We start from the raw sequence: 15,387 nt of genomic DNA, 5'->3' as shown, positions 1-15,387 counted from the left end.
GAACAGGGACAAGATGAGCGTCGGCATTATCATGCTGGTTCACACGGCCTTTGGTCGCGCCGAACAGGTGGCCCGCCATTGGTCTGCCTCGGGCTGTCCTCTGGTCATCCATGTTGACAAGGCAGTTCCGCGCAAAACCTACAACGCCTTCGTTCAGGCACTCTCGGACATTGCCGATGTGCGCTTTGCCCCACGGCACCGCTGTGAATGGGGCACTTGGGGTCTTGTCGCGGCAACGCAAGGTGCAGCGGAGATCATGCTGCGCGATTTCAAGGCTGTGCGGCACGTCTTTCTTGCCTCTGGGTCATGCCTGCCGTTGCGACCTGTTCAGGAGTTGCTCGATTATCTCGGCAAGCGGCCCCATACCGATTTCATCGAGAGCGCCACTACCGCAGACGTGCCATGGACCATCGGCGGGCTGGATCAAGAGCGGTTTACCCTCAGGTTTCCATTCTCTTGGCGCAAGCACCGCTATTTTTTCGACAAATACGTCGCGTTGCAGCGGCTTGTACGGTTCAAACGGCGTATTCCTGACGGGCTTGTGCCCCATATGGGCAGCCAGTGGTGGTGCCTTACCCGCCAGACCCTCTCGGCCATTCTAGAAGACCCGGATCGCCGCATCAATGATAGCTATTTTTCCAAGGTATGGATCCCCGACGAGAGCTATTTCCAAACCCTCGCGCGGCAATATTCCCGCCAGATCGAAAGCCGGTCGCTGACGCTGTCGAAATTCGATTATCAGGGAAAGCCGCATATTTTCTACGACGATCACCTGCAACTCTTGCGGCGCTCCGACTGTTTCGTGGCACGCAAGATCTGGCCCTTTGCCGATCGCCTCTATGAGGCGTTTCTAACCGATCAGGCCGGGGCCATGAAGCGGACAGAGCCAAATCCGGGCAAAATCGACCGGATTTTCGCCAAGGCGGTCGAGCGGCGCACGCGCGGCCGACCTGGCCTTTATATGCAGAGCCGGTTTCCGGTGGAGGGCCGTGAAAATGGCCTGACCTGTGCGCCCTATTCGGTGTTCGAAGGGTTCAGCGACCTCTTTGAGAATTTCCAGCCATGGTTGGCGCGGATGACAGGCATGCGGGTGCATGGGCATCTCTTTGCCCCCGAGCGCGCCGAATTCTCGGAGGGGCAAACGGTGATGAACGGCGCTCTGAGCGACAGCGCCGCGTTGCGCGATTACAACCCGCGCGCCTTTCTCGCCAGCATGATCTGGAACACGCGCGGTGAGCGACAGTGTTTTCAGATGGGGCCGCGCGACGTTCTTGAGGATATCGAATGGGATATCGCCCGCGACCCAAATGCACAGGTTTCGGTGATCTCGGGCGCGTGGGCGGTGCCGCTCTTTAAATCCAACGCCAATTTTTCGGACATCCGGCGCGAGGCGGCACAGTTGCAAAGGATCGAGAGCAAGCATCTAGAGGTGCTGCGCTCGCAATGGATCAAGGCGCGGGTGCGGATCTGGACCATGGCCGAATTCATTGAGGCCCCGATGGAGCCCTTGCAGACCATCATCGACGAGATCGGCCAGCAAAATTTGCGCGGTTTGTCCGAGGTGCCGCGCATGGCAGATTTGACCGGGTTTGGCCAATTTCTGCAAAACCTCAAGAACCAAGGCATGCACCCCTATGTGATGGGCGATTTCCCGGTCGAACAGAGTCTGAACGAGCAACAGCCCAATCCCCGCAAACCCTATCTTGTGCGATAAGGCCGAATGACAGCCAGTTTTGATTACTTCGTGGTGTTCGCAGAAATGCGCACAGGGTCCAACTTTCTGGAAACCAACCTGAATGCCTTTGACGGGATCGAATGCCATGGCGAGGCGTTCAATCCGCATTTCATCGGCTATCCCAACAAGACCGACCTGCTCGGGCTGACGCAGACCGAACGTGACGAGGTGCCAGAACGCCTGATCGGGGCGATCAAGGGGCAGTCGCAGGGGATTGGTGGATTTCGCTATTTCCACGATCACGATCCGCGCATTTTGAATCTGATGCTGGATGATCCGCGCTGTGCCAAGATCATCCTGACGCGCAACCCGGTCGAAAGCTATGTCTCGTGGAAGATCGCGCAGGCCACGGGGCAATGGAAGCTGACCAACGTCAAGCGTCGCCGCGACAGCAAGGTGTCCTTTGATCCGGCCGAGTTTGAGCCGCATGTCGGACGGTTGCAGGCGTTTCAGGTCTTGCTGCTCAACAGATTGCAAACAGCGGGTCAGACTGCGTTTTATGTGGCCTATGAGGATCTACAAAACCTCGCAGTGATGAACGGGCTGGCACGGTATCTGGGCTGCGACGCGCGGCTTGCGGCGCTGGACACGTCCCTGAAAAAGCAAAACCCAGAACCTCTGGAGAGCAAGGTCGAGAACTTTCCAGAGATGGAGCGGGCGCTGGCGGGGCTTGATCCGTTCAATCTGACCCGCACGCCAAATTTCGAGCCACGGCGCGGGGCGGCGGTGCCCGGTTTTGTGAGCGGGGCGCGGGCACCGTTGCTCTATTTGCCGGTGCGCTCTGGCCCTGAGGCAGAGGTGTGCCACTGGCTTGCCGCGCTCGACACGGTGCCGGTGGACACGCTGCCCACCAAGCTCAATCAAAAGGCGCTGCGGCAGTGGATGCGGCGCAAACCGGGACACCGGCGCTTTACCGTGCTACGCCATCCCGTTGCACGGGCGCATGCCGCATTTTGCGACAAGATCCTGATCAAGGGGCCGGGATGCTATCGCGATATCCGCCGCACCCTGCGCAATTTCTACAAGCTGCCGATTCCCCAAGGGGAACTGGATGAGAGCTATGATCGCGACGCGCACCGACAGGCATTTGCCGCGTTTCTGCGGTTTCTCAAGGCCAATCTGGCCGGACAAACCGGAATTCGGGTCGATGCGCATTGGGCAACGCAAGCCTCGGTGCTAGAGGGGTTCGCGGAATTCGCGCTGCCTGACATGGTCGTGCGCGAGACGGAAATGCCGGGCTATCTGGCAGCGCTCGCGCGGCAAGTGGGCTATTCCAAGCCCCCCACGCCACCCGCTGCCGTCGAATCCGGACCATTCCCACTGGCAGAAATTTACGACACCGAGATTGAGGCCCTGACACGCGAGGCCTATTTGCGCGATTACATGACCTTTGGCTTTGGCGATTGGGCTTGACCGGGACGCTCACGCAAGGGTGACACATCTGACCTGTGCAGCTGTGTTTGAATGTGGGAGTGTTGTGCTAGCCCTACCCGACCGGAGCCCCCGATGCGCCTTGTCTTTGCTTGTGCCCTCTGCCTTGGCTTTGCCGCGCCTCTCTGGGCCGCGCCCCAATGCGGCGACCCCGTTACCGCTTGCGAGACAGCGCATGGCAGCTATCACATCGTCCTGCCCGAGGGGCCGGGGCCGCATCCGGTGATGGTCTTTCTACATGGCCACGGCGGGCGCGGTGGGCCAATGGTTGAGAGCAACACAGCCCGTGATGCCACCGCGCGCGGCTATGCCTATATCGCACCCAATGGGTTGATCCGTCCGGGGCGCACTCGGCCAAGCTGGAATTTTCACCCGGATTTTCCGGGGCAGAGGGATGAGGCGCTGTTTCTGCAAGAGGTCATGCAGGACGCCGCCACACGGTTCAGTATTGATCCCACGCGCAGCCTGCTGGCAGGGTTTTCCATCGGCGGGTCGCTGACCAGCTATATCGCCTGTGCCACGCCCGGTGCCTTCAGCGCTTATGCGCCGGTCTCAGGCAGCTTTTGGCGGCCACATCCCGAGATCTGCGCCGGACCGGTGCGGCTGTTGCATACGCATGGCTGGCGCGATGAGGTGGTGCCGCTTGAGGGGCGGGTGATCCGGCACGTCGCAGGGCGTGATTTTGCGCAGGGCGACGTGTTTCACGCTATGGGCCTGTGGCGGGCGGCAAACGGTTGTGACAATTACCGCGCCGACCAGTTCAAGACGATGAGTGGTTTCCTGCGCCGCATCTGGACCCGCTGCACCCCCGGATCAGCATTGGAATTCGCGCTGTTCGACGGGGGACATGGCGTGCCGAAGGGCTGGAGCACGATGGCCCTCGACTGGTTCGAGATGCTGCAAGGACCCACCCAATAGCCGCTACTCGGCGGCGATAGGCGGGTTCTCGGGCAGACGGAACATCATCCGGTGATGACGGGCCAGTTGCAGGATCGTCGGCGTGTCCATCATTTCGGGCGTTGCCATGACAGCGGTCAGGCCGCGTCTCTGATCCAGCCGGACACCCGACAGCATCGACAGCGGCACCGCACAGACCAGACTGATCGCAATTGGCAAAAGCCAGAGCGAGACAACACCGGTCAGCATTCCGAGCGCCAAGAGCGCGCCACTGACAGTCTCCAAAGCATGAAACTTGAGCACCGTGCGGGGGCTGTAATCCCCGCCTTTGCGCGCCTGTGGTGACCATGTCGGCTTTATACCGATCACGGTCCGCAACACGGCAACCACCTGTTGCACCATCATGATCGGAGAAAACAGGATCGACAAAATCACTTCGACCAGCAACGACACGAAAAACCGCGGCCCGCCGCCAAAACGGCTCATGCGCTGATCCGTCAGCCCCAGTGCCAGCGCGCCCAGCATCTTGGGCGCAAGCAGCATCCCATACATGAAGAGCAAAATGAGAACCGAACTGACTCCGCTCATTTCAGGCCAGACCGGATAGAGCGGGTTTTCCATCGAGAAATAGGTGATCACGCTGTCCTGCCCATTTCCCAAGATCGCCCAGATCACCAAGAGACCGAACCAAGCGGGCGACAAGAGATAACTCATCGCACCATGAAACAGATGAAACCGCGAGACAGGATGCAGCCCGCGCGTGGCCAGCAGGCTAAGGTGTTGCAGGTTGCCGTGGCACCAGCGCCGATCACGCAACGCATAGTCGATCAGCGTTGCTGGTGGTTCCTCATAGCTGCCGGGAATCGAGGGGATAAAGCGCACCGCCCAACCCGCGCGGCGCAAGAGCCCGGCCTCAACAAAATCATGGCTGAGGATCAGCCCACCCTTGCCGCGTAGCGACGGCATGCGCGGCAGCCCGGCACAATCGGCAAAGGCGCGGGTGCGCAGGATGGCATTGTGTCCCCAATAGTTTCCCTCAGACCCAGTCCAGCCTGCCAGTCCCTCAGAGAGCAGCGTGCCATAGACCGAAGCCGAGAATTGCTGCATTCGGCCAAAGAGCGTGTCAGACCCGATCACCAGCGGCGCCGACTGAATGAGGCCTGCCGTGGGATCAAGCGACATCTCGTCTGAGAGGGCAATCACCGCCTCGGAACTCATCAGGCTGTCGGCGTCAAGCACCAGCATTGCCTCATAGGCACCGCCCCAGTTTTCCAGCCATTGCGCGATATTGCCGACTTTGCGTTCAGTGTTCTGCACGCGGCGGCGATACCAAATCGGCGCATCTGGCGGCATCGCGGCGCGCAGCGTGGCATAGGCGCGCTGTTCGGCCATGGCGATGTCGGGGTCCTGCGTATCAGACAGGATGAACAACTCGAACCGATGTGCGCTACGCGCCACGCGCAGGGCGCTCATCATGGCACTGGCATTGCCAAAAACCTCGGCGGTATCTTCGTTATAGATCGGCACAAGGAGTGCGACGCGCAGCGGTTTTGGGGTGATCTGCCTGCGCGTGCGTTTGAAATGGCTCGCAAGCCCAAGCGTGGCCATCCCCATGGCCAGCGCAATCCAGAAGAAGGTAGCGACCACAAACGCCAGCAGCACCCATTCCAACCACCAGATGCCATTGCTAGACAACCAATCGCCAAAGGCCCAAGCCAGAGTACCGGTCGTCAGGATGGCGGGCAGAAAGACCACCAAACGCCGCCGATGGTAAACGCGGGACGCTTGCCACACCGGCGCGTTGGGATCGCGAAAGCGCTGACGCAGGCTCTGGACCGGATGGGCCAGAGGTGCCTGCGCGGGCATCAACCCCGAGCCGGGAAAGGGTGTCAGGCTGTCCATCGGTAGAGCCATACTTCGGACACAGCCTGTCCTTGATGATAGAGCTGTGCGCGCATTTCAGCCGCCGTCACATCAGCAGGGTCGAACGAGAACACAAGCCGGGGACCATTCGTTTCCGGATTGCGCTGGATTTGAGGCACTGAAGTTTCGAAATTATTGACCTTCACATAAATCACGAGATCCTCGTAATCCTCGGGCAAAGCAGGATGCGGGGCAAAGTCGATGACCACCAGTTTGTGGTCATTCTGGGCAAAGCCCTTGCCCAGACGGGTATTGAGCACCTGAGTCACCGGCTTGGTTGGCTCAATCTGGTCGGTCCAGGTCATGCGGTAGGAAAACGCGTGCTCAGAGCCTTTGGCCAGCGGCGTGCGGGGTTTCCAATAGGCCACGATATTATCGTAGATTTCTTTGTCCGTAGGAATTTCGACCAGCGTCACCGCCCCCTGCCCCCAATCCTCACCAGGGGTAATCCAGAGACTCGGACGGTCCTGATAATGGGCCTCAAGATCGTGGAAATCCGAGAACTTGCGCTCTCGCTGCGCCAAGCCAAACCCCTTTGGGTTCTCGTCGACAAAGCTGGATATCTGGATAAAGGTCGGGTTGGCCAAGGGCCTCCAGATCAGTTCGCCGTTGCCATTGTGAATGGTCAGCCCATCGCTGTCATGCACGGCCGGGCGGAAATCATCGAACCGGCCACGATTGGTTTCATCGAAATAGAACATCGAGGTCAGCGGCGCGATGCCGACATTGACCAATTCGGTGCGCGGCCAGAGCGTGCAACGAACATCGACCTCAGTGGTGGCGCCACTGGGGCGCAGCGTAAAGTGATAGAGACCGGTGACCGAGGGGCTCTCCATCAGGGCATGCACCCTATGCTCGGTCTCGCCCGCCGCCGGCTTTTCGATCCAGAAGCGGGTAAAGTCGGGGAATTCCTCGCCATCGGGTGAGGCGGTGTTGAGCGCCAGACCACGCGCCGAGAGGCCATACGCCAAATTCTGTGCAATCACCCGGAAATAGCTGGCGCCCTGAAAGACGGCGTATTCCTGAAAAAAGCCCGGCTTTTCGATCTCTGCCCGCAGGCGGATACCGGAATAGCCCAAGCCGTCGTCAACCGGCAGGTCCGGCACGATTTCATGCAGGTCATAGAGCGCAAAATCGAACGGCAGTTTGCGGGCCATGCCGTTCTCGACCATGTTGACCTCGACCGCATGCGGGAAATAGAGGCCCGGCGGGAACATGTCGAATTCGAGCGTCGTGTCGGTCCCGACCCAAATCGCCTTGTCGGTATTGTAGCGAATGCCGCGATACTGATCATAGGTCAGATCGCGCCAAGCCTTGGGCACGAAGGGGCGTTCGGCATAGGGGCTGGCCGCGATCTGGCGGGCCATTTCGTGCAAGGCCGCCTCGGAAAAAGCAGCATCCTCCTGAGCACGGGCCATGCCGGGCCAGAACGCGAGAGCTGCGAGAGATTTGAGAACATCACGGCGGATCATTTCGCGACCCGCCACGGATGAGATTTGAACCAGGCTACGGTGTAGGCCACCACGATCAACGCTCCGAATCCTACGAAATTCGCCAGCGTGATGTTCCAGGTATTGCGTCCGATCTGGTCCATGACAAAGCCCGAGAAGCGGGCAAACACCATGGAGAAGACGAAGACCGCCAGCGATTGCTGCCCGACCTTCAGAATCATTTTGAGCAGAACTCCCCACACATATGAGATGATGCCGTTGCCAACGACGCGGAGGCGATTACCACCTTCTCCGGCCGCTGCCCAGCACAGATATGCAAGCGCGAGAAAATGTACATAGCGCAGGATGCCAAAATCGGATTTGTTGAAAAGGCTATTGTTGGCGATGCGCCAATCGCGCGCCCAGTCAAAGCCGAATTCGCGCACGCCGATGTTGGAAAGCGGGATATTGGCGATCACCAGCGCTGCGGCGACGCCCAAGAGCAGCTTGTTTACCGGCGGCTTGGGCAACCACCCGCGCATAAAGGCAAAGCCAGTGAAAAAGATCAGTTGCCAGCCGAACGGGTTAAAGAACCATTCCCGGCCCGACCATGGCTCTGCCGGAAAGGCCAGATGCAAATGGCCAAGGCCCACTGATTCGAGAATGACCTCCTGCGCCATCAGCCATGTGAGGCCCATCGCCGCCGCTACGGCCCAGAGACCGACGCGGCTCAGCGCCATAATGACCGGCATCATAACGAGGATCACCATATACATCGGCAGGATGTCGAAATAGTTGGGCACATAGGTCAGCGTGAACAGGCCCAATAGCTGCGGTCCGGGGTCGGCAAAGAACTTTTGCAGATTGAGACCGTTGATATAGCTCTTGTCAAAACCGCCAATCATATCAATGGCCGCAAGCATAGTGGCAATGACAAAGAACATACAGATATGCGCCCAATAGACCTGCCAGACGCGGTATCCCACGCGGCTCGCGCCCAGCGTCCAGCCCGCCCGGTCAAAGGTACGACCAAAGGCAATCGCAGACGCCATACCCGAGCAGAACACAAAGATTTCGGTGGCGTCGGAAAATCCCCAGCGCGCGGGAATCCAACTGGTGAAGAAATTGCGTGGGGTATGGGCAGCGAGAATGATGAACATCGCCAGACCGCGAAAGAAATCCAGCCGGATGTCACGGGTAGTTGCGACAGGTTTGGCGGCCGCATTAGCGGCGCGATGATGCGTCATGGACGGATCGGCAACACTCGTCATACCGGTGTCGGCTCCTCTTTGTGAGTTGGTTCGCGCCTATTCCGCCGGCAGGCGGCCTGCTTCATCCCAATCAAGCCGCGACCCTGCGATAAGTTCCATTCGGGTGGCTGCATAGGAATCAATCCGACCTGCGCGTTGCGTGGTGCGTTCATGCAGGATGTTCTCTGCCTCATCGAGAAAGCCGCCGCGAATGGCGGCATCAATTGTGAGGCGCTCAAATACATCGCGTTGGGCATGGCTGCCCCCGGCCATTTGCATGGAACGTCTCGCTCGTCCAAGGTTAAGAAACGCGGTCTTGTAATCGCCTTCACCAAAGGCCTCAAGACCCGTTGCAGCCGATAGGCCGGGGTTCGCCATGCGTGCCATCAACTCGCCCGTATTGGCCTTTTTCGCATCACGATGCATCCGCGCCAGCATCTGTTTGACGGCAGCATCACGATTGCCACCAATCAGCGCCAGCAGGTAATGCAGATCGGCAAAAAGCAGGCAGGCATCCTCTGTGCGACGCTCCGAGATATCCGCCAGCTCATCCCAGCGGTGGCCGACATCAACGCCTTCCAGTTCCAAGCGCATCAAGAGCGAGGTGCCGTTGGAAATGTCGCGAAAATCATCCGTTTGATCCCGCCGCACTTCGGTATCGTAGAGGTCGAACACCGCCTCGATCTCACCTTGGTCGAGATGCATCAGCGCCTTGTGCCACCAGACGTGATAGCGAAAGTTGTTGCAATGCGCCCAAGCATGTTCTCGCCCTTCCAGCCAGTTGAGCCCGGCGCGCGCATTGGCGGTCATGTCAAATACATGCGCCACAGCATGCAACCCCCAAGCATCATCAGGCGAGAGGCTGAGACCCAGTCGTCCGGCGGTTTCGGCGCGCGCATAATCACCGGTTTCTTCCAAGGAAAAGGCGTGACAGCCAAAGAGATAGCCGCGCGCCGGATTTTTGGCGTCATAGGCGGGCAACAGCGCCTCGACCGAGGCGCGCATGCCCTTGCCGTCGCCCATGATAAAGCGCGTAGCGTGGCTGATCTTCATCGCCAGCGCATCCTCGGGCCAGCGGGTTAGGATTGCCTCCATTTCGCGTACGGTCTCGGACGGGCGTCCGTCGAGCCAAGCGCCCAACGCGCGGACATAGCCCACCTCGCGCGCTGTCGGGGAGCTGCGCAGAACGGCCGCCTGTGCGGTGCGATAGCCCTCTTGTGCGGCCTCATTCAATTCTCGCCGCCCCAGCATCAGGAAAAACAACCCTTTGGCTGCGTGCGCCATGGCGAAATCGGGCTCTTGGGTTAGCACGGCCCCCAGATACTCGGGTGTTTTCGCAGCATGGGCGAGAAAGGCCAATACCATCTTGTCCCAAGACTCGGTGGCAGCGGGTGAGGATATGGTCAGCTCATACCCAAATTGATCAAAACGCATGACCTGAAATCCTTTTGACAGCTTCGTATCACAGCTAGCCCGCTAAGTATGACACCGGCAACACATCTGCCGCTCAACTCACCAAGTCGTTATCCCCACGTTAACGAATGTGACAGGTGTGTTGCAGATGCTACCGCCTAATATGCTATAAAATAGGCGCAATTTTGCTCAGGACTCTGCGGGATTTCGCCTATCCGCCTAATATTCACTCGGCAATTGCGGTTTGCGCAACAGTTTCAAACACACTGTCCAGTTCTGCCGCCAGCGCGCGCAGATCATCGCCGCCCTCATCAAAATAGGGATCAAAGACGGCCGTGGGCGTCTTGTAGCTGAGGCTGGCGGTTCCATCGGCATTCTCTGTCACATAGAGCCGGATAGGGGCCTCGATGCCTGCGGCGATGCTCGCGCTTAGCATGCGACGGGCGTAATCGTTACGATAAAGCCCGAAAACCCGATTGCCCGCTATTGTGTGCCCCTGCGCACGCGCGCCGTCCGATGCGCTGGCCTGTGTCACAATGGCGATTGGAGCAGCCTCGACCGCCGCGCGCACCGCCTCAACCAGCGCGCCAAAGCTCTTGCCAGTGTCGTGAATCACCCAGCCTTCGCGCGGCTCCAGCGCAGAAGCGGCGGCGGACCAGAACAGGAAAACGCTCAGAAATGTCAGGAATCGTTGCATGAAACAATCCTCCGGTTGTGACCGGAGGGGTAAGGCATCGCCCGAGTCGCAGCAAATCACGTGGCCGCGAGGCGAGGTTACAGCTCGCGCCTGAGCGTCGCCAGTACCGCCTCAGTGTCCGCCCCGGTCGTTGGTGGCGTCGTGCGATAACTGACTGGTGTGCGCGAGAACTTCAGCGGATTGCCAATGAGCCGAACCTCACCCTTGGCGGTGTGCGGCGCGGGCATCGTAATGGTCATGCCCCGTGCCTGTGCCTGATCGGTCTCTAAAGCCTGACCTATGGTATTCACCGGACCAACGGGCACTTTGCGCGCCTCAAGCCCATTGATGACATGCGCGGTAGTCCGGTTGGCCAGCGCCTCGGCAATCATCGGCACGAGGATGTCGCGATGCGCAAGCCGCGCGGTATTAACGGCAAAACGCGCATCTGTGGCCCAATCGGGTTGCCCCAGATAATCGCAGAAGCGGGCATATTGGCTGTCATTGCCCACGGCCACGATCACATGACCATCGGCGGTCTCGAACACCTGATAAGGCACAATATTGGGATGGGCATTGCCAGCGCGGGTGGGCGACACCCCAGAGGTCAGATAATTCAAACCCTGATTGACCAGCCACGCCATCGTCGCATCGACCAGAGCGATTTCGACATGCTGACCCTCGCCGGTAGCATCGCGGTGGCGCAGCGCCGCCAAAATGCCGGTCGCAGCATAGAGGCCGCAGACCACATCGGCCACACCCACGCCCACTTTCATCGGCTCACCTCCGGCCTCGCCGGTGATCGACATGATACCGCCATAGCCTTGGGCCATGAGATCATAGCCCGGTTTATCGCGATTGGGGCCAGTCTGGCCAAAACCGGAAATCGAGCAATACACAAGACCCGGATAGGCGGCGCAGATTGTTTCGTGATCCAGCCCGTATTTACACAGACCGCCCGGCTTGAAATTCTCGATCACCACATCGGCACGGGCAGCCAAGGCACGCAGCAGGCTTTGCACCTCTGGGTCGGTCAAATCCACCGCCACAGATTTCTTGTTGCGGTTGGAGGACATGAAATAGGCCGAGAGATCCGTTGGATTGCCATCGGCATCCAACGCGAAGGGCGGACCCCATTGGCGGGTATCGTCGCCCTCAAGGCTTTCTATCTTGATCACCTCTGCGCCAAGATCGCCCAACAGCTGCGTGCAAGTGGGACCAGCCAGAATACGGCTGAGGTCAAGGACGACGAGACCCTCCAATGGACCGGGCATGGGCACCTCCTCAGATACGGTTGTCGTAAGAGCCGCGATCAATCTCGGCGGCGATGACGGTAAAGGTGTCGGCCTTCTGCGCGACCTCAAGGGCTGTGCGTAATTCTGTACGGTTTGTAACGCGCACGCCATGCCCGCCAAAGGCGCGGCCAATGGCGGCAAAGTCGTGTTGACCGAAATCCACTGCAAGATTGACCATCTGCCGCTCGCGCTGTTTTTTCTCAATCAGCGACAGGCAGGCATCAACAAAGACCACGAAAATCACTGGCAGTTTAAGCTCTGCCACGGTGGACAACTCTCCGGCAACCATGAGAAATCCGGCATCGCCCGAGAAACTGACGACGGTGGCCTCAGGCGTGGCCAGCTTCGCGCCCATGGCCAGCGGCACCGCGCAGCCCATGGTGCAAAGCGCCGTAGATTGCAGCAAGGCGCGCGGGATGTAGCTGGTCCACATCTGGGACAAAAGGATACGATGCGCACCACTGTCCACCGTGGCAATGGTGTCTTTGGGCAGAATGCTGCGCGCCTCGGCGATTACCCCCGCTGCGCCCCAGTCGTCGTTGATGGGAAAGGCATGCTCAAGCTCTTTGCGCGTCTTTGCCACCTGACCTGCGGGCCAAGTAGTGCGTGGCGTGATGCCCTCAGCAATGGCAGCAAGCGAGGGCGCGCAGGCACCCACGATATTCATCGTAGCCTGATGCATGTATTGGTCATTGGGCACAGCCGCGATGTCGATCACCTTGACCTCTGCCGGGTCCCAGATCTCGCGCCAGCCGGGGCGCATTTCGATAGGGTCGTATCCTACGCAGAGGATCAGGTCAGACTGCTGCACCAACGGCACGAGGATACCATCGGCCAGCGGCGACAAGCCCGCTCCACCGAGGCAGAGCGGATGAGTTTCAGGGATGATCCCTTTGGCCTTATAGGTGGTGATGACGGGGATGTTCAGGCGCTCGGCGACTTCAAGGATTGTGGCGCTGGCCACCTCATTCACCGCATCAAGGCCGACGATCATCAGCGGCCGTTCGGCATGGCCGAGCCAATCGCGCGCACGCGCCAGAACGGCGGGCGCAGGTGTCATTGCCTCAGCCGCAGGGCGACGGCGCAGGCGTGGCGGAGTCACGCGCATGTCTGCCACCGAGATCGGCACGTCGATATGCACAGGGCCGGGCCGCCCCTCAAGCGCGATACCAATCGCCTTGTCAGCAATGATATCAGCCCCGGCAGCAGTCAAACGGAACGTGGCCTTGGTAATTGGCGCCAACACCGCTTCGTGATCAAGGATCTGGTGGGTATAGGTCAGCGCCTCATCGGCATCGACACAGCCGGAAATCACGATCAGTGGCACGCGGTCCTGATGGGCGTTGGCGATAGCATTGACGCCGTTCAGCACCCCCGGCCCGAGCGTCGCAATCAGAATGCCCGGCGCGCCGGTGCGGTGCCAGACGCCCTCTGCCATAAAAGCTGCCGCGTTCTCGTGCCGAGCCAATGTAACTTCTATTCCGGCCCGTGCCAGAGCATCCATCACGGTGAGAACCTCACCGCCCGGCATGCCAAAGGCATGACGGCACCCCGCCTCATATAGCCGACGTGCAAGATAGTCGGAGGCACGGTTCAGAGTGGTTTGGCTATCGGTCACGGGGTATGCTCCTCTGTTATCTTGCGGCACTTTGTGGCCGAGGGCCGGAGCAACCGCAAGCCGCTTCGCGGAGCGAATGCAGCGTCAGGGCTGGTTTTCCCCTCGTCGCAACCCTAAATCCGGGTTGAGAGAATAGGCAAAAGCGCCTAATCACGAGGCAATTCGCCTAGTTTCACAGCCCCAATTCGCAGCGGGCAAAAGGATTTCCAATGGCTAACCATCTCTATCAGAACGATCTGCCCGATGGGCTTGATCTTGGGCCCGTCGTGGCGATTGACTGTGAAACCATGGGTCTTCAGCCACATCGCGACCGGCTCTGTGTGGTGCAGCTTTCAGGTGGGGATGGGCATGCGCATATAGTGCAAGTGGCCAAGGGACAAAGCAGCGCACCCAATCTGGCGCGGCTGCTGACCGATCCGCAAGTGCTCAAGCTCTTTCACTTTGGCCGATTTGACATTGCCGCGATGCACAATGCCTTTGGCGCGCTGGCGGCACCGGTTTATTGCACCAAGATCGCCAGCAAGCTCATTCGCACCTATACCGACCGGCACGGGCTGAAATACTTGCTACAAGAGTTGTTGAACGTCGATATCTCAAAGCAGCAGCAAAGCTCGGATTGGGGCTCTGAAACCCTGAGTGTGGCGCAACTCGATTATGCCGCTTCCGATGTGCTCTATCTGCACCGCTTGCGAAAAGAACTAAACGCGCGACTGCTCCGTGAGGGTCGGATGGATCTGGCTCAGGCCTGTTTCGATTTCCTGCCGCAGCGTGCCCTGCTTGATCTGGCCGGCTGGCCCGAGATCGATATTTTTGCCCATTGAGGAATGGCACGCGCGCAAAACACCTATTCGCGGATCATAGCATGGATGAAGATCATCCTGCCGTTGACGGCGCTTGGGCTGCTTTCGACGCTGTTTTTGTTTTCGCGCACGGTGGATCCCACCCAATCCGTACCCAGCGCCCAGATTGATCTTGAACAACGCGCACAGGATCTGGGAGCCACCAATCCGCGCTTTGCGGGGGTCACGAAAGAGGGCGATGAAATCCACTTTGCCGCAGTCATGGCGCGCCCTGACCGTGAAACACCTGAGCATCTGATTGCGGATGATATCACAGCACAACTGCGGTTAAGCTCAGGCACAGTGATCGACATCACGTCGGCCAATGCCGAAATGCAACAGGGAAACATGACCGCAAGCCTGATGGGGCGCGTGCATATCGCCACCTCGAACGGCTTTGTGATCGACACGGAACGGCTGAATACCCGGCTGGACGAGATCTATGCCGAAACTCCGGGACAGGTGGCGGCCACGGGTCCATTGGGAGAGGTAACAGCAGGGCGAATGCTATTGCGTAACAACTCCGAGAGCGCTACGCCGGAATTGCTTTTCACCGACGGTGTCAAGCTGATATACCGCCCGGGGGAAACGGGGGAATGAGACCAGTGTCAAAAATTTCCGGAATGATTGTGGCGTTCGCGCTGATCTTGTCGCCTGTTGTCGCATTGGGACAAGGGTCGCAAGTCGCCTTTGGCAACACCCAAAAGGACCGCGACCTGCCCGTCGAAGTGACGGCTGACAATCTCAGCGTCAATCAGGCGGACAATACAGCCACCTTTACCGGCAATGTCGTGATCGGACAGGGAGGGATGCGGTTGGGCGCGCCTCGCGTGCTGGGGGGGGATCTAGCGGAGCAGAGCGGAATCGAGAGCCTGGCGGC

At 59.4% G+C, this 15,387-nt stretch carries 13 protein-coding genes; 6 read left to right on the top strand and 7 right to left on the bottom strand.

Annotated features, from left to right (window positions below; genetic code table 11):
• Nucleotides 1–13 precede the first annotated feature (13 nt).
• From ACN0SW_RS16860 to ACN0SW_RS16850, 3 genes are all read left to right on the top strand, one after another.
• A complete protein-coding gene (locus tag ACN0SW_RS16860; protein ID WP_417729097.1) occupies nt 14–1,714 on the top strand; it encodes a beta-1,6-N-acetylglucosaminyltransferase in 1,701 nt (566 codons plus the stop codon).
• A gap of 6 nt (nt 1,715–1,720) precedes the next feature.
• On the top strand, nt 1,721–3,148 hold the full coding sequence (locus tag ACN0SW_RS16855) for a nodulation protein NodH (RefSeq protein ID WP_417729096.1): 1,428 nt from the start codon (nt 1,721–1,723) through the stop codon (nt 3,146–3,148).
• A 93-nt stretch (nt 3,149–3,241) separates the two neighbouring features.
• Complete coding sequence (locus ACN0SW_RS16850) at nt 3,242–4,084, top strand: alpha/beta hydrolase family esterase (protein ID WP_417729095.1); 843 nt, start codon at nt 3,242–3,244, stop codon at nt 4,082–4,084.
• Between the two features lie 3 nt (nt 4,085–4,087).
• On the opposite strand, the gene mdoH is transcribed toward ACN0SW_RS16850, so the two are convergent.
• From mdoH to ACN0SW_RS16815, 7 genes are all read right to left on the bottom strand, one after another.
• Nucleotides 4,088–5,977 carry a glucans biosynthesis glucosyltransferase MdoH gene (gene mdoH / locus ACN0SW_RS16845; protein ID WP_417729094.1) on the bottom strand — a complete coding sequence of 630 codons (1,890 nt, stop codon included), beginning with the start codon at nt 5,975–5,977 and terminating at the stop codon, nt 4,088–4,090.
• Nucleotides 5,953–7,458, bottom strand: coding sequence for a glucan biosynthesis protein (locus tag ACN0SW_RS16840; protein WP_417729093.1), 1,506 nt, complete (start codon nt 7,456–7,458; stop codon nt 5,953–5,955). Before ACN0SW_RS16840 ends, mdoH begins: the two co-directional genes overlap by 25 nt.
• On the bottom strand, nt 7,455–8,687 hold the full coding sequence (locus ACN0SW_RS16835; RefSeq protein ID WP_417729092.1) for an OpgC family protein: 1,233 nt from the start codon (nt 8,685–8,687) through the stop codon (nt 7,455–7,457). The genes ACN0SW_RS16840 and ACN0SW_RS16835 overlap by 4 nt, the downstream gene beginning before the upstream one ends.
• Nucleotides 8,688–8,723: 36 nt before the next feature.
• The gene (locus ACN0SW_RS16830; RefSeq protein ID WP_417729091.1) at nt 8,724–10,100 is read right to left on the bottom strand and encodes a tetratricopeptide repeat protein; all 1,377 of its coding nucleotides are present in this window, start codon (nt 10,098–10,100) and stop codon (nt 8,724–8,726) included.
• Nucleotides 10,101–10,305: 205 nt separating this feature from the next.
• Nucleotides 10,306–10,776 carry a DUF302 domain-containing protein gene (locus tag ACN0SW_RS16825; RefSeq protein ID WP_417729090.1) on the bottom strand — a complete coding sequence of 157 codons (471 nt, stop codon included), beginning with the start codon at nt 10,774–10,776 and terminating at the stop codon, nt 10,306–10,308.
• Nucleotides 10,777–10,853: 77 nt separating this feature from the next.
• The gene (locus ACN0SW_RS16820) at nt 10,854–12,029 is read right to left on the bottom strand and encodes a CaiB/BaiF CoA transferase family protein (protein WP_417729089.1); all 1,176 of its coding nucleotides are present in this window, start codon (nt 12,027–12,029) and stop codon (nt 10,854–10,856) included.
• A gap of 10 nt (nt 12,030–12,039) precedes the next feature.
• Nucleotides 12,040–13,668: a thiamine pyrophosphate-binding protein gene (locus tag ACN0SW_RS16815; protein ID WP_417729088.1), complete on the bottom strand. Its 1,629-nt coding sequence runs from the start codon at nt 13,666–13,668 to the stop codon at nt 12,040–12,042.
• A gap of 209 nt (nt 13,669–13,877) precedes the next feature.
• Between ACN0SW_RS16815 and ACN0SW_RS16810 the strand changes: the two genes are divergently transcribed.
• From ACN0SW_RS16810 to ACN0SW_RS16800, 3 genes are all read left to right on the top strand, one after another.
• On the top strand, nt 13,878–14,489 hold the full coding sequence (locus tag ACN0SW_RS16810) for a ribonuclease D (protein ID WP_417729087.1): 612 nt from the start codon (nt 13,878–13,880) through the stop codon (nt 14,487–14,489).
• A gap of 3 nt (nt 14,490–14,492) precedes the next feature.
• Nucleotides 14,493–15,107, top strand: coding sequence for an LPS export ABC transporter periplasmic protein LptC (lptC, locus tag ACN0SW_RS16805; protein ID WP_417729086.1), 615 nt, complete (start codon nt 14,493–14,495; stop codon nt 15,105–15,107).
• Nucleotides 15,104–15,387: LptA/OstA family protein (locus tag ACN0SW_RS16800; protein ID WP_417729085.1), on the top strand; the 284-nt coding region annotated here is incomplete at its 3' end. The genes lptC and ACN0SW_RS16800, both read left to right, overlap by 4 nt.

Origin of the sequence: Roseovarius sp. (assembly GCF_048262375.1) — a bacterium.
GTDB lineage: Bacteria > Pseudomonadota > Alphaproteobacteria > Rhodobacterales > Rhodobacteraceae > Roseovarius.
This window is presented reverse-complemented; position numbering and strand designations above follow the sequence as displayed.